At 38.7% G+C, this 18804-nt stretch carries 19 protein-coding genes; 5 read left to right on the top strand and 14 right to left on the bottom strand.

What is annotated here, in order from left to right; genetic code table 11:
• Positions 1 to 10: 10 nt before the first annotated feature.
• Positions 11 to 724, bottom strand: a complete 714-nt coding sequence (locus ACSLUO_RS02665; protein ID WP_448245944.1) for a FadR/GntR family transcriptional regulator — start codon at positions 722 to 724, stop codon at positions 11 to 13.
• 409 nt (positions 725 to 1133) lie between these two features.
• Between ACSLUO_RS02665 and ACSLUO_RS02670 the strand changes: the two genes are divergently transcribed.
• The 4 genes from ACSLUO_RS02670 to tyrA all read left to right on the top strand — a co-directional run bounded on the left by ACSLUO_RS02670 (position 1134) and on the right by tyrA (position 8409).
• A complete protein-coding gene (locus ACSLUO_RS02670; protein ID WP_448245946.1) occupies positions 1134 to 3611 on the top strand; it encodes a glycoside hydrolase family 2 protein in 2478 nt (825 codons plus the stop codon).
• A 309-nt stretch (positions 3612 to 3920) separates the two neighbouring features.
• Positions 3921 to 5864, top strand: coding sequence for an acetate--CoA ligase (gene acs / locus ACSLUO_RS02675; RefSeq protein WP_448245948.1), 1944 nt, complete (start codon positions 3921 to 3923; stop codon positions 5862 to 5864).
• A 307-nt stretch (positions 5865 to 6171) separates the two neighbouring features.
• Positions 6172 to 7254: a 3-deoxy-7-phosphoheptulonate synthase gene (locus ACSLUO_RS02680; RefSeq protein ID WP_448245950.1), complete on the top strand. Its 1083-nt coding sequence runs from the start codon at positions 6172 to 6174 to the stop codon at positions 7252 to 7254.
• A 21-nt stretch (positions 7255 to 7275) separates the two neighbouring features.
• Positions 7276 to 8409, top strand: coding sequence for a bifunctional chorismate mutase/prephenate dehydrogenase (gene tyrA, locus ACSLUO_RS02685; protein WP_448245952.1), 1134 nt, complete (start codon positions 7276 to 7278; stop codon positions 8407 to 8409).
• Between the two features lie 113 nt (positions 8410 to 8522).
• Here tyrA and ACSLUO_RS02690 read toward each other — a convergent pair whose 3' ends face one another.
• Both ACSLUO_RS02690 and ACSLUO_RS02695 read right to left on the bottom strand, forming a co-directional pair.
• A complete protein-coding gene (locus tag ACSLUO_RS02690; RefSeq protein WP_448245954.1) occupies positions 8523 to 9116 on the bottom strand; it encodes a hypothetical protein in 594 nt (197 codons plus the stop codon).
• A 69-nt stretch (positions 9117 to 9185) separates the two neighbouring features.
• Positions 9186 to 9761: a hypothetical protein gene (locus ACSLUO_RS02695; RefSeq protein ID WP_448245956.1), complete on the bottom strand. Its 576-nt coding sequence runs from the start codon at positions 9759 to 9761 to the stop codon at positions 9186 to 9188.
• Positions 9762 to 10019: 258 nt separating this feature from the next.
• Between ACSLUO_RS02695 and ACSLUO_RS02700 the strand changes: the two genes are divergently transcribed.
• A complete protein-coding gene (locus tag ACSLUO_RS02700; protein ID WP_448245958.1) occupies positions 10020 to 10430 on the top strand; it encodes a hypothetical protein in 411 nt (136 codons plus the stop codon).
• 76 nt (positions 10431 to 10506) lie between these two features.
• On the opposite strand, the gene ACSLUO_RS02705 is transcribed toward ACSLUO_RS02700, so the two are convergent.
• From ACSLUO_RS02705 to urtC, 11 genes are all read right to left on the bottom strand, one after another.
• Entirely contained in the window at positions 10507 to 10725 is a 219-nt protein-coding gene (locus ACSLUO_RS02705; RefSeq protein ID WP_448245960.1) for a hypothetical protein, read from the bottom strand.
• 41 nt (positions 10726 to 10766) lie between these two features.
• Complete coding sequence (ureG, locus tag ACSLUO_RS02710) at positions 10767 to 11378, bottom strand: urease accessory protein UreG (RefSeq protein WP_448245961.1); 612 nt, start codon at positions 11376 to 11378, stop codon at positions 10767 to 10769.
• Between the two features lie 50 nt (positions 11379 to 11428).
• Positions 11429 to 12154, bottom strand: a complete 726-nt coding sequence (locus tag ACSLUO_RS02715) for an urease accessory protein UreF (RefSeq protein WP_448245963.1) — start codon at positions 12152 to 12154, stop codon at positions 11429 to 11431.
• Entirely contained in the window at positions 12144 to 12602 is a 459-nt protein-coding gene (gene ureE, locus ACSLUO_RS02720) for an urease accessory protein UreE (protein ID WP_448245965.1), read from the bottom strand. Before ureE ends, ACSLUO_RS02715 begins: the two co-directional genes overlap by 11 nt.
• Positions 12603 to 12653: 51 nt before the next feature.
• On the bottom strand, positions 12654 to 14357 hold the full coding sequence (gene ureC / locus ACSLUO_RS02725) for an urease subunit alpha (protein WP_448245967.1): 1704 nt from the start codon (positions 14355 to 14357) through the stop codon (positions 12654 to 12656).
• On the bottom strand, positions 14357 to 14662 hold the full coding sequence (locus tag ACSLUO_RS02730) for an urease subunit beta (RefSeq protein WP_448245969.1): 306 nt from the start codon (positions 14660 to 14662) through the stop codon (positions 14357 to 14359). Before ACSLUO_RS02730 ends, ureC begins: the two co-directional genes overlap by 1 nt.
• Positions 14663 to 14706: 44 nt before the next feature.
• A complete protein-coding gene (locus ACSLUO_RS02735; protein ID WP_448245971.1) occupies positions 14707 to 15009 on the bottom strand; it encodes an urease subunit gamma in 303 nt (100 codons plus the stop codon).
• Between the two features lie 34 nt (positions 15010 to 15043).
• The gene (locus tag ACSLUO_RS02740) at positions 15044 to 15997 is read right to left on the bottom strand and encodes an urease accessory protein UreD (RefSeq protein WP_448245973.1); all 954 of its coding nucleotides are present in this window, start codon (positions 15995 to 15997) and stop codon (positions 15044 to 15046) included.
• Between the two features lie 130 nt (positions 15998 to 16127).
• Positions 16128 to 16823 (bottom strand): urea ABC transporter ATP-binding subunit UrtE, encoded by a 696-nt coding sequence (gene urtE, locus ACSLUO_RS02745; RefSeq protein ID WP_448245974.1) that lies wholly within the window; start codon positions 16821 to 16823, stop codon positions 16128 to 16130.
• Positions 16823 to 17659, bottom strand: coding sequence for an urea ABC transporter ATP-binding protein UrtD (gene urtD / locus ACSLUO_RS02750; protein ID WP_448245975.1), 837 nt, complete (start codon positions 17657 to 17659; stop codon positions 16823 to 16825). Before urtD ends, urtE begins: the two co-directional genes overlap by 1 nt.
• Positions 17656 to 18798 (bottom strand): urea ABC transporter permease subunit UrtC, encoded by a 1143-nt coding sequence (gene urtC, locus ACSLUO_RS02755; protein WP_448246161.1) that lies wholly within the window; start codon positions 18796 to 18798, stop codon positions 17656 to 17658. Before urtC ends, urtD begins: the two co-directional genes overlap by 4 nt.
• Positions 18799 to 18804: the final 6 nt, after the last annotated feature.

Below are 18804 nucleotides of genomic sequence, written 5' to 3' on the forward strand. Positions count from 1 at the left end.
AGCCGATTTTTTATAACTTTATTTTACTAAAAGGGTCGTTATCAAAATAAGTGGCTGCCGCTGCTGTGGCATTTTCAATATGATGAGTCATCGCTGCTTTTGCTTGTTTAGGGTTACGATTTTCTAGCGCAGTGACAATGTCTTTGTGATCTTGAATGGAAGGATGAACACCTTCTTCACGTAAACGCATGGCAAAAGCGGAGCTGATATCTGATTTACTTCTTAATTCCCATAACCAATTTACAACCGATAAAATTGCACTGTTTTGGCTTGCTTCGGCAATGATACTGTGAAATTTCCAATCGGCTTTTTCTGAATTATTGATGGACTTTTCTTCTTCTTGCATTTCTTCAATTGTTGCTTTTAATTCAGCAATTTGTTCGTCGGTAATATGTTCAGCAGCTAAAGCACAAGCTTCAGCTTCTAAAATAGATCTAACTTCTAAAATTTCAAAAGGGCCAATACCTTGGTCTTGAACAACCAGAAAGGGTTTTTTCTGGGTCACATAAATACCAGAGCCGGTACGAATTTCGACAATACCTGATAATTCTAATGCGATCATTGATTCACGGATCGTTGGGCGGCTCACTTTTAATTTTTCAGCGAGTTCGCGTTCTGAAGGTAATCGATTACCAGGCAAAATCACCCCATCATTGATCAGCTTTGATAATTGGGCGGCAACTTTTACGTAGAGCCTGTCAGTTTTAATTGCTTGTAATTCCATGATATTCCTTAACTCGAACGGGCATATTATCGTTATGCTTATTTGTTTCTCTTTAGCGAGAAGACAAATGATTTTATCAAAAAAATAGCTTGTTGGGCAGATTAAATTGCAAGCACCCTGAATTTATAGTTGCGCAGTAATTAGTATAGTTGTTAATATGGTAAGGTGGCATGACCAATGTGGCTTTGATAACTAAATTCACTTGGTATTGTTTAAAACGTAACGATTAACGAGTTTATTTATAACAATAAAAAGTTTAATTCTATATTTAATGGCTGCTATTTATTAATGATGAACTGCCAACATAAGCGGTTGTTCTGTTAATTTTATTTAGCCTCCATTGCCCGTGAGATAGGCTTATATTGAATAAACTCGTTAATATAACTACCCTAATTTTAAGGATATTAAGATGCCTTTATCTCGATTTATTAATACCAAGTTAGCAAAGAATATTGCTAACAACTGGTTTAAGATAATAATACTTTCTATTACGACACTATTTATGTCTCAGCATGCGTTGGCCAATAATGAAAGTAATAATAGCGCTGAGCTAATCAATACTGATTGGCAATACTTAGAAAGTAATTACCAGCAGCCGCAAGAGGCTATTGCCAATACACAATGGCAAGTAATTACTTTACCGCATACGTGGAATAGTACTGATACTGTTGATGCAAACCCTGGCTATCGTCGTGATGCGAGTTGGTATCGTAAAACTTTAACTTTGCCTTCGGTCAGTACGATAAAAGCAAATAAGCATCGGTATCAGTTGTACTTTGAAGGCGTAAACATGCAAGCGCAGGTATATGTTAATGGGCAGCTGGCTAAAACGCACATTGGTGGTTATATTGGTTTTGCTGTTGAAATTACCCCTTATTTAAACCAGTCCGGTGTTAATGACATTTTAGTACGGGCAAGTAATGAATATAACCGTAATTTAATTCCGTCACAAAAAGCGGACTTTTTCATTCATGGTGGTATAACCCGTGACGTTTGGTTACAAACCTTACCCCAAAACTTTATTAGTCATGTACAAGTTGATATGCCGGAAGTTTCGGCACAAGTGGCTAAAACTAAGGTTACTACTGAATTAAATGTCTTAAAAAAAGACAAGGTTGAATTGATTTATACCTTGATTGATCCGCAGCAAAAACAAGTATTTAAAGATTCAAAAGTGGTTGAATTATCGCCAGGTATGCAAACCGTGAGTTATGACTTTGCTGATCTTAAGTCACCACAATTATGGTCACCAGACGCACCAAATTTATACCAAATAAAAGTTGCTATTAAAACCAAACAACATGATGTTGCTCAAACGGTAACGAATGCTATAGGTTATCGTTGGTTTGAAATGCGAGCGAATAAAGGTTTTTTTGTTAACGGTAAAAAAATGCTTATTCGTGGTACCCATCGCCATGAAGAACATGCAGGCTTAGGTGCAGCATTGCCAAATGCCATTCATCGTCAAGATATGCAACAAATTAAAGACATGGGGGCAAACTTTGTTCGTTTAGGTCATTACCCTCAAGATCCGGCTGTTTATCAAGCAGCGAATGAATTAGGGTTAGTGATTTGGGATGAATTACCTTGGTGTCGTGGTGGTATGGGCGGTGCTGAATGGCAAGCAAATACGGAAGCTTTATTAAAAAGCCAGATTAAACAAAACCGTAATCACCCAAGTATTGCCTTTTGGTCATTAGGTAATGAAATGTACTGGGAAGAAGATTTTCCAGGTGGTGGTGATGCCGAAAAAATTACACCTTATTTAGAAAAATTAAATGCTTTAACCAAACAGCTTGATCCAAGCCGTATTACCACTATTCGTAAATATTACCCAGGTGCTGAAGTGGTTGATGCTTTTTCACCATCAATTTGGGCTGGCTGGTATGGCGGCGCTTATGGTCAATATGGCGACGCGATTGCTGACTCAATGAAAAAATATCCTACTTTCTTACACATGGAATACGGTGCATCAAGTCATATTGGCCGCCATACAGAAACACCGATAACCAAAGAGGGTATGCAAGGCATTCAAGTTTCCGTAGAAGAAGCAATGAATCAAGCGGTGGTTTCAAGTGTTGCTAAAGATAGTGATTGGAATGAAAACTACGCTGTAGACTTATTTGACTGGCACACTATTGTTGCTGAAAATACCGAAAACTTTGCCGGTAATGCTCAGTGGGCTTTCAAAGATTTTGGTACCCCGTTGCGTCCTGAAAACCCATTACCTTATATGAATCAAAAAGGGTTAGTAGATCGTAATGGTAAGCCTAAAGATGCCTATTATGTGTTTGCTAGCCATTGGTCGAAAAAGCCATTTTGTTATATTGAGTCTAAAACTTGGACACATCGTAATGGGCCAAAAGAAGGGCGTGATGTTAATGTGTTTTGTAATACAGAAAAAGCCGAGTTGTTTTTAAATGGACAAAGCTTAGGTGAAAAAACACGAGATGCTAAAAAGTTTCCTGCTGGTGGCTTAGTTTGGTTAGTGCCGTTTAATAATGGTGACAATCAATTAGTGGTTAAAGGTTCAAGTAGCAATAATATACTAGTTGAAGATACATTAATGGTTAACTATTTAATCGGCAAACACGGCAAGTTAGATAAAATTAAATTAACCGCTAAAACACTTGCTAATGGAAATAAATTAATTGAAGCCGAAGCGATTGATAAGAATGGCAACCGTGTTTTAGATTATGATCAGCGTAGTTACTTTTTTAATATGACTAGCCATGGCCAATTAATTGAACATCAAGGCACACCAACAGGTAGTAGTATTATTGAAATGGCAAGTGGTTATGCGGCAATTGAATTTATACCAGGTGCAAAACCAACGGTGATTGAATATCGTAATCAGAATGTTAAAGGTGTTTATTTGGAACTTTAATGACGTTTTCAAAAGACCATATGTAATGGCCCATTAGGGCCATTTTTTTGTGCATAATTTAAGGTTTAATAGTCGGTTAATCATATTATGAGCAAGTTCTACGTTTGATAAATTCAGTTATTTGTGTGAATTTCGAACTAAAAAAACAATATGACAGCGTTGTCATATTGTTTTTTTAGTGCTATGGTATTTAAATAATAAAGAAGTGACTTTTTATTTATCATATAATCGAGTGATAGATAAAAGAGTGCTGATGCCTTAAATATCAGCACCATATAAACTTATAATTAAAATAATAGAGACTTGTTGATGAAGGAATTGTTACCCCGCTACCCAGTTTTAGCAACAGCTAAACAAAACACCCATGCCACCTCTGAGCAATATGAGGCTATGTATCGTCAGTCAATTGAAGCGCCGGAAACTTTTTGGGCCGAGCAAGCTGAAAAGTTTATTGATTGGTATCAACCGTGGGACAGTGTCACTTCGGTTGACTATCACAAAGCTGATATTCAATGGTTTGCTGGCGGTAAACTCAACGTTAGTTACAATTGTATAGATCGCCATCTAGCAACCAAAGCGGATCAAACGGCTATTATTTTTGAAGGTGATGAGCCAGGTGATGATGCTAAAGTGAGTTACCAAGAGCTCCATGATAATGTCTGCCGATTTGCAAATTTATTGAAAGCCCGTGGTGTTAAAAAAGGTGATCGTGTTTGTATTTATATGCCAATGATCGTTGAAGTTGGTTATGCCATGTTAGCGTGTGCGCGAATTGGTGCTGTGCATTCTGTAGTTTTTGGTGGTTTTTCAATTGAAGCAATTAAGTCACGAGTTATTGATGCTGACTGTCAGGTTATTATTACCGCTGATGAAGGTATTCGTGGTGGTAAAAAAGTACCGTTAAAAGCCAATGTTGATGCGGCAATTGCTGATTGTGAACAAGTTCACTCTGTGATTGTGGTAAACCGTACTGGTGCTGATGTTAATTGGAACGATAAGATTGATGTTAATTACTATGAAGCTATAAAAACTTTGCCTGCCGTTTGTCAGCCAGAGGTGATGGACGCGGAAGATCCTTTATTTATTTTATATACATCAGGCTCAACCGGCACACCTAAAGGTGTTTTACATACTTGTGGTGGCTATTTACTTTATGCCGCCATGACTCACAAATACGTTTTTGATTATCAAGATGGTGAAATATATTGGTGCACCGCGGATGCTGGCTGGATCACTGGTCATTCTTATATCTTTTATGGCCCACTCGCCAATGGCGCGACTACGTTAGTATTTGAAGGTGTGCCAACTTACCCTGATGCTGGGCGGTTTTGGCAAGTTTGTGAAAAACACAAGGTAAATATTTTTTATACCGCACCGACGGCGATTCGTGCATTAATGAGCTTAGGTGATGATTTAGTAAAACAATACGATAAATCAAGCTTACGTATGTTAGGTACCGTGGGGGAACCGATCAACCCAGAAGCATGGCATTGGTATTATGAAATAGTCGGTGAAAGCCGATGTCCGATTGCAGATACTTGGTGGCAAACGGAAACCGGTGGTATTTTAATTACTTCATTACCTGGCTCTACCGATATGAAACCGGGTGCTGCTGGCAAACCTTTCTTTGGTGTAAAACCTGCGATCCTTGATAAAGACGGCAATACACTAACCGGTGCTGATTCTGGTTTATTAGTGATGACTGGTAGTTGGCCAGGGCAAATGCGCACGGTTTATGGCGATCAACAACGTTTTTATGATACTTACTTTAGTCAGTATCCGGGCAATTATTTTACTGGCGACGGCGCTAAGCGTGATGAAGATGGTTATTATTGGATCACGGGACGGGTTGATGATGTTTTAAATGTTTCAGGTCATCGACTTGGCACTGCTGAAATTGAATCGGCCTTAGTGTTACATCCTGCGGTTGCTGAAGCGGCGGTAGTTGGTTATCCACATGAAATTAAAGGCCAAGGTGTCTATTGTTATATCACCCTGATGAAAGGGGTAGAAGAATCAGATGCTTTAATTAAAGAACTTATTGAGTTTGTTGCTGGCGAGTTAGGGCGTTTTGCTAAACCAGATTATATTCAATATGCACCAGGTTTACCTAAAACCCGTTCTGGTAAAATTATGCGAAGAATTTTACGTAAAATTGCTGAAAACGACATTGACTCTTTAGGTGATACCTCAACATTAGCCGATCCGAGTGTGGTTGAGCATTTAACGGCTAATCGTATTATTCACGAATAAACGTTTTTTGCTTAGTTACCAATAAACAAGCCATCGCAAGATGGCTTGTTTATTTAAGCAAGTTTAATCAAGTTAGTTAAAACCGTTACTTTCCCGATAAAATCTTGGACATAATAAGTATTTACTGGTAAAAAGACATTAATAATGAAACTCTTTTCTAGATAGTAATTTTACTGTGTTTTTTATTTTGCAAACCACTTCAACAGTCATATTTCGATATTATCGATTTACATCTTTTAGTTTTTAAGCCTAAGCTTAAATAACACACTGTTTCGACTTCTCTTTTTATTTATTTACCGGAAAACTTATGGCCACAACTCCCGCTAAAAGCCGTTTAAACGATGTTCATGTTAATGCAGAAGATGTATTAATAACTCCTGAAGCACTTCGACAAGAATTACCTATGTCGGAAACGGCACGTTTATTTGTTAAAGAATCACGTGAAATTATTTCAGATATCATTCATAAAAAAGATCACCGCTTATTATTTATCACAGGTCCTTGCTCTATTCATGATACTGAAGCGGCCAAAGAATATGCCCGCAAGTTAAAAGACTTGCACGAGCAATATAAAGACTCACTTTACATAGTGATGCGTGTTTATTTTGAAAAGCCACGAACAACAGTTGGTTGGAAAGGTTTAATTAATGATCCGCATATGGATGGTTCATTTGATGTTGAAGCTGGTTTACGTAAAGCACGTGAATTATTAATTTATTTAACCGATCTTGGTTTACCATTAGCGACTGAAGCATTAGATCCGATCAGTCCACAATACTTATCTGAGCTGTTTAGCTGGTCAGCGATTGGTGCCCGTACAACAGAATCACAAACTCATCGTGAAATGGCGAGTGGTTTATCTATGCCAATTGGCTTTAAAAATGGTACGAACGGTAGTTTAGGGGTTGCCATTAATGCTATGCAATCAGCTTCATCACCCCATCGTTTTATGGGCATTAACAAGCACGGGCAAGTGGCATTAATTAAAACCTCTGGTAATCCTGATGGTCATGTAATTTTGCGTGGTGGTAAAAAACCAAATTACGACGCTGACAGCATTAATCTTTGTGAGCAAGAATTGATAAAACAAGGTTTAGAGCCAAGTTTGGTCGTTGATTGTAGCCATAGCAATTCAAGTAAAGATTATCGTCGCCAACCAATTGTGGCTGAAAATATTTTTCAGCAAATCGTCGACGGTAATAAATCAATTATCGGTTTGATGTTAGAAAGTCACTTAAATGCCGGCAAACAAAGTGCAGATTTACCTAAAACAGAGCTTGCTTATGGCGTGTCAGTCACCGATGCTTGTATTGATTTTGATAACACGATTACATTAATTGAACAAGCCGAGCAAATGTTAGCAAACGTGTTAAAAAGTAGAATAAACTAAGCGAAAAGATAGGGAATACGGATGTCTAATACTCAAGAACGTTTAAATGTGTGTCGTAATGAAATTGATGCCGTTGATCGTCAGCTTATCGATTTATTAGCTAAACGTCGGGCTATTACAAAACGTGTTGGTGAAATAAAAAGTGAAGTTGGTATGCCTATTTTTGCGCCTGAGCGTGAGGCGGCTTTATTTCAAGCGCGGCGTTTTGAAGCCGAAGAAAAAGGTGTGCCGGCGGATCTAGTTGAAGATATTTTGCGCCGTATTATGCAGGACTCTTACAAAAGCCAAGAAGCGAGTGGCTATATTTGTGTTAACCCTGATTGTAAAAAAGTGGTTGTGATTGGCGGTAAAGGCCAACTAGGTAAAGTATTTGTCGATTTATTTAATCGCTCTAATTATCAGGTACTAACCTTAGAAAAAGAAGACTGGCCAAATAGTGATGAAATTCTGGCTGATGCCGGAGTTGTGATCGTTGCGGTGCCAATTCGTTTAACACCACTAATTATTCGTCAACTGAACAGACTAAATGAACACTGTATTTTGGCTGATGTTACCAGTGTTAAAGAGTCTCCACTTTATGAGATGTTAAAAGCGCATCAAGGCCCTGTTATTGGTTTACATCCCATGTTTGGCCCTGATGTAAGTGGTTTGATCAAACAAACGATTATTGCTTGTGAAGGGCGCATGCCTGAGCAATGTGATTGGCTCCTACAACAGTTTAAAGTCTGGGGAGCAACCATCTACTCAGTTGATGCACAATCTCATGATAAAGCGATGGCGATGGTGCAGGTGATGCGCCATTTTTCAACCATAGCTTATGGCTATCATTTAATGACCGAAGGTGCTGATATTTCACAGTTGGTTGAAATGAGCTCACCTATTTATCGTTTAGAGCTTATTATGGTTGGCCGTTTATTTGCGCAAGACCCAATTTTATACTCAGATATTATTTTTAATAACCCAGAAAATATTGGCATGATGAAACGTTTTGCTTATCGCTTCTTAGAGTTATTGGAAGATGTTGAAAATGGCGATAAAGACGCTTTTGTTACTATGTTTAAGCAAGTGTCAGATTGGTTTGGTGATTATGCACAAACCTTTTTAGCGGAAAGCAAAGGTATGTTATTGAAAGCGAATGAATTGAAAAAGTGTTAGGGACTCTTGTACTTAAGCAAAAGTGAACTTAAACAAATAATGTACTTAAACAAAAAGGAGCGCTTGTTATACAAGCGCTCCTTTTTTAATTTTAAACGGTTATGAATGAATAATTAAAAACTGTAGGTGATACCCACCGATATTGCGGTTTCTATCCATAAACTATCTTCAAACTCAGCTAAGCAGTTGCCAGCTTGGCAAAATAGCTCATTATCTTCGTCGGTCAAAGTAACATAACTTCTTAATTCGGTAACAAAAGCAAACTGCTGATTAATTTGGTATTTAGTGCCTAAGGCGGCGGTAAACGAAGGGAAAATATCGTCGCTGCCATCTTCTACATCATAGTAAGCTCCACCTAAACCAATGGAAACCGTGGTAATATAGTTATGCTGTTTAAATTGAGCAACACCATTAAAGTGGGCATAGATGACATCCATGTTGCCAGTAGTCCCAATATTGGTATCAAATTCATGGGAAGTTGAGGTAACTAACACTTGGCCAAGTCCGTTCGGGCCGTCTTTCCATGCTATTCCTAAACCAAAACTATTTCCTTTTTCTACCGTTAATTCTTCGCCGTTAGCATCAATAATGTCACTGGCAAATACATAGCCCAAATAAGGAGTAACCTCCAGTGCCAAACTTGAAAAAGAACACAAAGAGATCAGTGAGGCTAATAACAGCTGTTTAGTGTGTTGTATATAAGGCATTTTTTCTTCCTGCTGTTTTTGTTTTTTGATATTGTTCGCTAACTATTTTACATCTTGGTTTTTAGTAAACTATTGTGCTTGTGAAATTAATAACTTAACAATTTCAACAAATAAAGCTCTTGCTTCAATTCCTTTTTCCATTATAGCTGAGTTTAGTACGATAGCTTGTTTTTGTTGTGGGTTACCAACATAAACCTGCTTTATAGCCATAACGGGTAGTTTATGCGTCGATGCTTGAGCATTTTTTTCTGTCGCGTTATTTTGCAGCTCGGTTAGGTAAGTTAATAAATTGGCTAATAAGGTTGCTTTAGTGTGTTTATCGACATTAACCATATCTAGTTTAGCTATGGTGAGTTCTTCAATTACCAGTACATCTTCTTTATAACTTTTTTTATCTACCTTAAAGTGCAGGTCAGTTAATTTGATGATGCGCTTTTGTTTGTCTGAGAGGGTAACGCTAGCAATAATTAAGTCATCGCCACTATGAGCAATGTTTTCACTGGTTACTTCAAAGCCTGTTGCCGCTTTGCCGGTAACTGAAATCTCATGGGTGAGGTATTGCTCAAATGACGCATTTGCTAAATACCACATAGCTACTGCTAAGAGTAAAAAAACACTGATCACCAATGCTGATAATTTATTCACGCTAAATTCGTCCTAAGTTTTTAAATTATCAACATTTTATACTGCTATGCGGGAAATGTTTAGTGAATAAAAAACTAATTTTTACGGTAGCTTAAAGTTCACGGTACCCTAGCATAACGTTGAAACAGCATTGTTATTTTAAATTTCCGCTAGCATAAATTTTTTAGCTGTCAAACAATTAAAAAAATATCGCTTGTATAAAAAACAACCATGTAGTATAAAATTTATAATAATATCAATAATAAAAGGGGCAAAGTTGTGCCTAGGCTGAATAAAAAATTATGGTCATTTAATGTTGGCTGTTTTGCATCGGGTTCATTTATTTGGTTGGCTGAATTAAGTAAAGAGCTTCCTGTTCCTCATTTTGTATTATCTAACAGCATGATAAGTATTAGTTTATATACTTCTGTAGTGATGTTTTTTAGCGCCGCATTATTTACCGCCTGTTTAATTGCTTTTATGCATAAAGGTTTAAAAGTGCATAGTAGTGAACAAACTTTTTGGCTAGTTTTACCAATATTAAGCTTTTTGATCATGACAGCGATTGTTGCCAATGTTTTGGTTATGACCATGATGAGTGCGGCGATACCAGCACTATTTGTTATTTTGGTAGCGGCAAGAAAACCTAAAGAACGCCGAATTTTTGATATGAAAAAAGCGCTTAGTTAAGCCAATTTACCTTAACTAAATAAGGTTTGCTTAACGTAAGCGCTTGTTTGATGTTTTTTAGATAACTCAATTGCGCTTATTTATTATCCATCGATTGTTTCGACGAACTTTTATTTTCATGTTTTTTCTTTTGAAAATAGATAAAACCTTTCACTACTACCGCAGCAAAAATTAGCCAAAATACGGCATGATACAAACCGTGAAAAGCGCCTTCACCTAAAGCGTGATCAGTATGAGCAAAAGCTTGGCTAGTGAATAAGCTTAAAAAGCTAACGAACAAAGTAAAATTTTTCATGTGATATCCTTTATTTTCTGTAAGTGAATTGGTGTTAACTATTAAACGGTTAACATGCCTTCTTTTTCAATAAACGCAATAATTTCAGCTAAGCCTTGTTGAGTTTTCATATTACTGAAAATAAACGGCTTGTCACCACGCATTTTTTTAGTGTCTCTGTCCATCACGTCAAGTGAAGCGCCAACGAGCTCTGCAACATCAATTTTATTGATAATTAATAAGTCAGATTTAGTAATACCAGGGCCACCTTTACGTGGAATTTTATCACCGGCAGAAACATCAATCACATATATGGTGAGATCAGAAAGCTCAGGGCTAAAAGTCGCACTTAAATTATCACCTCCACTTTCGACTAAAACAAAATCCAAATTAGGGTGTAGTGCTTGTAATTCATCAATGGCGGCAAGATTCATGGAAGCGTCTTCACGAATAGCAGTATGCGGACAACCACCAGTTTCAACCCCCATAATACGATCTGCAGCTAGGGCATCATTTTTAGTTAAAAACTCAGCGTCTTCACGGGTATAAATGTCGTTTGTTACGACAGCCATGTTGTATTTGTCACGTAAGGCTAGACACAATTGGCGCAATAAGGCAGTTTTTCCTGAGCCGACAGGGCCACCAACACCAATACGTAATACTTGTTTTTTCATTTTTTTGTCTCTGTTATTTAATTGCTTTAATAAGTTATTTCTTAATTATCTTATGATCGGAATAGTCGTGAATATTGTGTTTCATGCCAAGCACTTGCCATCGCTAAGTGCGGTAAGCTGGTACCAATTTCGTCATCATTAAGTTGATTTGCTTTCTCAATTATTTTTGAGGTGTTTTCCGTTAATTCAAATAATAAGTTTTGTGCTTGAGTTTGCCCTAATGGCACTAACTTGGTTGCTGCCGCGACTTGGTTATCAATGTAAGTCCAGCAGTAACCACTTTGTGTGGTAATGACATCAAGTTGAAATAAGTATGCACTCAGGGCGAAGGCACTAACAAAACTGATATCAGTGATATTTAAAATCGTTTGGTAAGGCTCGCTGTTAATATTGTCGAGTTGCTTTAACAAACGCACTAACGCTTTACCCATGGCGAGATCAGCCAGTAATAATTCATGGCTTTCACGACAGGCGATCAAATGCTCGTTCCAGTGCCTAAAGGCGTTAAAGTCATTGTTAGTTAATGCTTGGAATAACCGTTGGAGTATGGCTAAATCTGTTTGAGCGATGGACTCTTCTAAATTAATGGTGATCCAGCTAGCTGTGGTTTTAGAGCAAGTTAACCAACCCATTTCAACGGCGTATTCTAATCCTTGCGAAAAAGAAAAACCGCCAACGGGTAAGTTAGCACTGCACAGCTGCAATAAACGATTTAATTGCATTGGTGTGCTGTGCTTAGCATTCATCGGCTCAGCATTTAGCGAACTAGTGGGCATGTGAATGACCGTGTCCATGCGAGTGACCACCATAAGCACCATTTTCTGGCTCAAAAACTGCCGGTGTGTGATCGATAGTTAAGCCATATTTTTCAGCTAACTCTTCTAAAACATGATCGGGTTTAAAACGCACCCATAAGTCGCCAATTTGCAATGATGTATGACGATTACCTAAGTGATAACAAACCTTACAAAAGGTTAACCAATCAGTTGCCATAGCGGTAGCAACAGGCTCTGCTTCACCTTTAACTTCTACTAATAAACCACATTCTGTTTTCAGTACTTCACCCACTAATAACGGATGACCACGCTCCATAAAAATACCAATGTCTAAGCCGCCATCAGTTTTTGCTTTAATACGTGCTTTTTTACGTGTGTCTTGATCTAAGGTTATTGTGTCAGCAATTGGATCATGGCTATGACTTAATCGCTCATATGCTTGTAACATCTATTTTCCTAAAATTAAAATTTTTACTTTAATACCACCATTTAATGGTAACTAAAATAAGCAGTAAAGTTGTGATAACGGCAGCGACTCCGCTGGTTCACAAGTTAATAACTCACCATCAGCTCTTACTTCATAAGTTTGGGCATCAACCTCTATTTTGGGTTGCCAGTTGTTATGGATCATATCGTCTTTACTGACATTACGGGTATTTTTACAAACCCCGACCATGCGGGTCATACCAATTTTTTCGGGTACCCCTAAATCAATTGACGCTTGCGACATAAAGGTCATACAAGTTTTAGCAGGGGCTTGGCCATAACTACCAAACATAGGGCGATAATACACTGGCTGTGGTGTTGGGATAGAAGCGTTTGCATCACCCATAGGTGCCCCAGCAATAAATCCGCCTTTAAGGATCATTGACGGTTTAATACCAAAGAATGCCGGTTTCCATAATACCAGATCAGCTAGCTTGCCGATTTCAATTGAGCCAACTTCATGGCTAACACCGTGGCTAATTGCTGGGTTTATTGTGTATTTGGCAATATATCGTTTGGCGCGAAAGTTATCATTACGCTCGGTATCAGGGGCAAGAGGGCCACGTTGTTGCTTCATTTTATGGGCTGTTTGCCAAGTACGGGTGATGACTTCGCCAATACGTCCCATAGCTTGCGAGTCAGATGAAATCATACTGATAGCACCTAAGTCTTGCATAATATCTTCGGCGGCAATACTTTCTTTACGAATACGAGAATCGGCAAAGGCAATATCTTCTGGTATCGATGGGTTTAGATGATGACAAACCATCAACATGTCTAAATGTTCATCAATGGTATTTACCGTATACGGGCGGGTTGGATTTGTTGATGACGGCAATACATTGGCTTCACCACAAGCGCGAATAATATCCGGTGAATGTCCACCACCAGCACCTTCGGTATGATACGTGTGAATGGTGCGACCTTTAAATGCTCCTAGGGTATCTTCTAAAAAGCCTGATTCATTTAACGTATCGGTATGAATTGCCACTTGTACATCATAGCGCTCAGCAACCGATAAACAATTGTCGATAGCAGCAGGAGTTGTGCCCCAATCTTCATGTAATTTTAAGCCACAAACGCCGGCTTCAATTTGTTCTTCAATCGCCTTTGGTAAACTGACATTACCTTTACCTAAAAAGCCAAAATTCATAGGGAAGTCATTAGTGGCTTGCAACATTTTATAAATATTCCAAGGACCTGGGGTGCATGTTGTTGCTTTTGTGCCTGTAGCTGGGCCCGTGCCTCCACCGATCATGGTGGTTATTCCTGACATTAAGGCTTCTTCAATTTGTTGTGGGCAAATAAAGTGAATATGAGCATCTATGCCACCGGCAGTGAGTATTTGTCCTTCACCAGCTATCACTTCAGTACCGGCACCAATTTCAATATCAATATTGTCTTGTATGTCAGGGTTACCCGCTTTACCAATAATGGCAATACGGCCATCTTTTATCCCAATATCGGCTTTAATAATACCCCAATGATCTAAAATTAAGGCATTGGTGATCACAAGGTCGACAGTGTCAGCACATGATGCTTGGCTTTGTCCCATGCCATCACGAATAACTTTACCACCACCAAAGGTGACTTCTTCGCCATATTCAGTGAAATCTTTTTCTACTTCTATCCAAAGGTCGGTGTCAGCTAAACGGACACGGTCGCCAACCGTTGGACCAAACATATGCGCGTAAGCATGTTTATCAATACTGGCCATTATAAATCTCCTTGAATATCAGCACGAAAACCAAAAACACGACGGTTACCACGATAAGGGATAAGGGTAACTTCTCGTTCTTGCCCCGGTTCAAAGCGAACGGCAGTACTTGAGGTAATATCTAAGCGATAACCTTTAGTGATTTCGCGATCAAAAAGTAAGGCACTGTTTACTTCGTAAAAGTGGTAATGAGAGCCTACTTGAATTGGGCGGTCACCTGAATTTGCAACGGTTATTTTTAGTTGTTCACGACCGACGTTAAGTTCGCGATCACCATTGTCTGTTTTTATTTCACCAGGGATCATAATAGCTTCCTTGTGTTTTAATATTTTTAAATCGGTAGTGCAGGTTAAATAATTGGATTATGAACCGTAACTAACTTAGTACCATCAGGGAACGTTGCTTCAACTTGTACATCGGTAATTAATTCAGCAACGCCATCCATCACCTGCTCACGGGTTAATAGCGTACGGCCATAATCCATCATCTCAGCAACGGTTTTACCATCACGTGCGCCTTCCATGATCTCCATTGAAATGTAGGCCATGGCTTCGGGGTAATTCAATTTAACGCCACGCGCTAAACGTCGTTCGGCTAGCAGGGCAGCAGTAAATATCAGTAGTTTGTCTTTTTCTCTTGGTAATAAATCCATAATGGTCTCTACTGTTATGTCTTAAAATAGGAAGCTAAGTATGCCAAATACGTGGAATATTGGCAGCTTTTGCTAAATAAATTGGCCTTATAATTTGCCATAGTTCGATAAATAACGCCTTACACTCTTCTGCATGTTGGCCTAAATAACGTATGACTAATAGCGAACGTATTTGGCTAATACTTATTTTATGCTCGGCATTTAGGTGAACCATGTGTTCGCGTAATTCAGCGACCAGCGCTTTTTGTTCACTCAAGCTTAATTGATCTTTGGGTGCATAGGCGAGCATAGTGGCAAAAACCCCTTTGTTATTAAGCCCAGCTATATGTTGATGAATATCATTGTCAGGTTTAATGGCAATGCGATCATGATAAATTAAGGTGTTATCACAATACACTCGATTCAGTTGCGTATAGCTACCTTGTTTAAATAGTTGCCCTGAACGCGGCAAGCCTAAACAAGTAATATCCCAGCCAATATAAGCGCTTGAGCTAGTTAATTTAATATCAACGGTATTAACGCCATCAGCCCCTTCATAAACAATGGTTTCAAGTGGGAAGTTCTCACATTTTGCCTGTTCGTTAAGCACAATTTCAAAATGTTGATATTGCTTGGGTTCACCAATGGTTAAATCTTCTCGGGCACGATAAAACCGGTTAGCACCAGGCGTTGTCACTAAACAATGTGCATTGGTATTAACCTGAATATTCACCCGTAATTCATCGCCCGAGACAATACCTGCTGGTGGGTGCAATAAATAAATATGAGCGCAATCGCGTCCTTCAGGGTAAAACGCTTTTTGCACACTTAATGGGCCATTGCGTTTAGTGCGGGTTAATTGGCTGCCATTGGCTGTGAAGCTAAATTCTAAGGCTAAACTGGCTAGCCAAGCATTCTTAGGTGCAAGCTTAACTGCTGCAGAAGAATCGGCTGCATGTAGAGCATCGCTGTTATTGTGATTTTCCGTTAAGGCTAAGTTGGCGGTCATTTTTTATTTGTTGTTAGGTAAGTGTATAGCGCGATTTAAATTTAGGTTTATTCTACCGAGTTAACGTTAATTAAGAGAGTAAAATAAACCTGAAATTGTAAAAGAGCTTATCAAAGCTGAATTTAAACCGTTAAACCGCTAAATACTTGCTGACTAATTCGTCAGTTAGCTCTGGCATTTCACCGGTTGCGATCACTTGGCCTTTTTCCATCAAGACAAACTCTTCACCAACGGCGCGTGCAAAAGGCAGCTTTTGTTCAACTAAAACAATAGTAATGCCGTGCTCTTTATTTAACTTTAATAATACATCACGAATTAATTGTACGATATTCGGTTGAATACCTTCATTGGGCTCATCAAGTATTAAAATATCAGGGTTTAGCACTAACGCCCGGGCAATTGCCAATTGTTGTTGCTGACCACCAGATAAATCACCACCGCGGCGATGTAACATTTCTTTTAATACCGGAAACAAGGTATAGATATGCTCAGGTATGGTTTTACTTTTTTGTCGTTTACAGTTTAGGCTGATTTTTAAGTTTTCTTCAACCGTTAACTGCGGAAAAATATGACGGCCTTGTGGTACATAGCCAACACCTAACTCGGGTCTTGATTCTACTGAACTTTTTGCCATGTCAGTGTCATTGATCACTAAGCTTCCTGAGCTTATTGGTAACATGCCCATAATAACTTGTAACAGGGTGGTTTTACCTACCCCATTACGACCCATAATACAGGTACGAGAGCCTTTTTTGATGGTGAGATCTAAATCCCATAAAATTTGAGTGCCACCGTATTTTTGGTTAACGTTTTTTAACTCGATCATTATGCCACTTCTCCCGCTTTATTGGCTGCACCGTCATCTTCACCGAGATAAACTTTGATTACTTCAGGGTTGGATTGAACTTCTGACATTGAACCTTCGGCTAAGACCGAACCTTGATGTAACACCGTAACTTTTCGGGCAATAGAACGAACAAATGCCATATCATGTTCAACCACTACAACCGAATGTTTACCGGCTAATGAGGTTAATAATTCCGCTGTTCGTTCGGTTTCTTGGCCGGTCATGCCAGCGACAGGTTCATCAACTAATAACACTCTCGGCTCTGCCGCTAACAACATGCCAATTTCTAACCATTGCTTTTGACCATGTGACAAACGGCCAGCAGGGTAGTGGGCTTCTTTAACTAAGCCTATGGTATATAAAATTTCGCCAATGCGATCTTTTTGCTCACCGGTTAACTTGTGAAAAAGTGAAGTCCAAATACCTTTATCACCAGCCAAGCTTAGTTCTATATTTTCAAATACTGATAAGGCTTCAAACACGGTTGGTTTTTGAAATTTACGACCAATACCGGCTTTAGCAATTTCAGATTCGTCTAATTTTAATAAATCGACTTGTTGGCCAAAGTTAACCTTACCAGTATCAGGGCGAATTTTACCGGTAATTACATCCATTAAGGTAGTTTTACCGGCACCGTTAGCACCAATTAAACAGCGTAATTCACCGTCATTAATGTAAAGGTTTAAGTCGTTTAATGCTTTAAAACCATCAAAACTAACACTAACATCTTCAACATATAAAATAACGCCGTGACGAGTATCGGGTTTAATATTTTCTGTCGCCGTTAGTGGGCTACCTGATTTATCGACGATCATGATTTTGCCTCCGCTGCTGGCGCTTCTGAATTGGTTGATGTTTTACCTTTGAACAGAGGTAATTTATCAAATAAGTTTGGTAATAAACCGGCGATGCCTTTCGGTAGTAGTAAGGTAACTAATACAAATAAGCCACCTAAAGCAAATAACCATGCCTCTGGCATTATCGCGGTGAAACGAGTTTTTGCGTAACTCACGACAATCGCACCGATAATTGCACCATATAAAGTACAGCGGCCACCAATAGCTACCCAAATTACCATTTCAATTGAATTTAACGGTGAAAATTCGCCTGGATTAATAATGCCTACTTGTGGCACGTATAAAGCACCCGCAACACCAGCTAACATAGCTGATACAACAAATATCCATACTTTGTAATGCTCAGGTTTATAGCCAACAAAACGGACACGGCTTTCCGCATCACGTGTGGCGGTGACCACTCGGCCCATTTTTGAATTAACAATGTAATTGCTGATCCAATAAGCAATGGCTAAGGCAATAGCTGTAATAATAAATAAAGCTAATTTGGTGTGTGGATCTTGTAATGAAAAACCAACAATTTCTTTAAAGTCGGTTAAGCCATTATTGCCACCAAAGCCCATTTCATTTCGGAAAAATGCCAGCATTAATGCGTAAGTCATCGCTTGTGTCATGATGGATAAATAAACACCGCTAACACGTGAACGAAACGCCATTGAACCAAACACATAAGCTAATAAACCTGGGCCAATAAAGACCATAGCAATCATCCACCAAACGCTACTTGAACCTGCCCAAAACCAAGGCAGTTCTGTCCAGTTTAAAAACACCATAAAGTCAGGTAAATCAGGGTTGCCGTAAACACCACGGTCGCCAATTTGACGCATTAAGTACATGCCCATGGCATAACCACCTAAAGTGAAAAACGCACCATGGCCTAAGCTTAAAATGCCACAATAACCCCAAACAAGATCAACGGCTAAGGCAAGTAAGGCATAACATAAATATTTGCCGAATAAACTTACCGTATAGTCACTGACATGAAGTAGTGAGCCTTCGCTAAAAAATAAATTACAAACAGTTACATACAAGGTAGCAACAAATAAGGTGCCAACCACAACATGTAAATGGCTTAATTTAGTAAAAAGATTTTGCATAAAAGT

The sequence above is a fragment of the Thalassotalea agariperforans genome (assembly GCF_053470345.1).

Bases quoted from the DNA above. Each gene is read 5' to 3' on its own strand.
- acs (WP_448245948.1), top strand. From the start codon at position 3,921: ATGAAGGAATTGTTACCCCGCTACCCAGTTTTAGCAACAGCTAAACAA.
- ACSLUO_RS02670 (WP_448245946.1), top strand. From the start codon at position 1,134: ATGCCTTTATCTCGATTTATTAATACCAAGTTAGCAAAGAATATTGCT.
- ACSLUO_RS02730 (WP_448245969.1), bottom strand. From the start codon at position 14,662: ATGATCCCTGGTGAAATAAAAACAGACAATGGTGATCGCGAACTTAAC.
- ACSLUO_RS02690 (WP_448245954.1), bottom strand. From the start codon at position 9,116: ATGCCTTATATACAACACACTAAACAGCTGTTATTAGCCTCACTGATC.
- ACSLUO_RS02705 (WP_448245960.1), bottom strand. From the start codon at position 10,725: ATGAAAAATTTTACTTTGTTCGTTAGCTTTTTAAGCTTATTCACTAGC.
- tyrA (WP_448245952.1), top strand. From the start codon at position 7,276: ATGTCTAATACTCAAGAACGTTTAAATGTGTGTCGTAATGAAATTGAT.
- ACSLUO_RS02680 (WP_448245950.1), top strand. From the start codon at position 6,172: ATGGCCACAACTCCCGCTAAAAGCCGTTTAAACGATGTTCATGTTAAT.
- ACSLUO_RS02740 (WP_448245973.1), bottom strand. From the start codon at position 15,997: ATGACCGCCAACTTAGCCTTAACGGAAAATCACAATAACAGCGATGCT.
- ACSLUO_RS02735 (WP_448245971.1), bottom strand. From the start codon at position 15,009: ATGGATTTATTACCAAGAGAAAAAGACAAACTACTGATATTTACTGCT.
- ureC (WP_448245967.1), bottom strand. From the start codon at position 14,357: ATGGCCAGTATTGATAAACATGCTTACGCGCATATGTTTGGTCCAACG.
- urtD (WP_448245975.1), bottom strand. From the start codon at position 17,659: ATGATCGTCGATAAATCAGGTAGCCCACTAACGGCGACAGAAAATATT.
- urtE (WP_448245974.1), bottom strand. From the start codon at position 16,823: ATGATCGAGTTAAAAAACGTTAACCAAAAATACGGTGGCACTCAAATT.
- urtC (WP_448246161.1), bottom strand. From the start codon at position 18,798: ATGCAAAATCTTTTTACTAAATTAAGCCATTTACATGTTGTGGTTGGC.
- ureE (WP_448245965.1), bottom strand. From the start codon at position 12,602: ATGTTACAAGCATATGAGCGATTAAGTCATAGCCATGATCCAATTGCT.
- ACSLUO_RS02715 (WP_448245963.1), bottom strand. From the start codon at position 12,154: ATGCCCACTAGTTCGCTAAATGCTGAGCCGATGAATGCTAAGCACAGC.
- ACSLUO_RS02665 (WP_448245944.1), bottom strand. From the start codon at position 724: ATGGAATTACAAGCAATTAAAACTGACAGGCTCTACGTAAAAGTTGCC.
- ureG (WP_448245961.1), bottom strand. From the start codon at position 11,378: ATGAAAAAACAAGTATTACGTATTGGTGTTGGTGGCCCTGTCGGCTCA.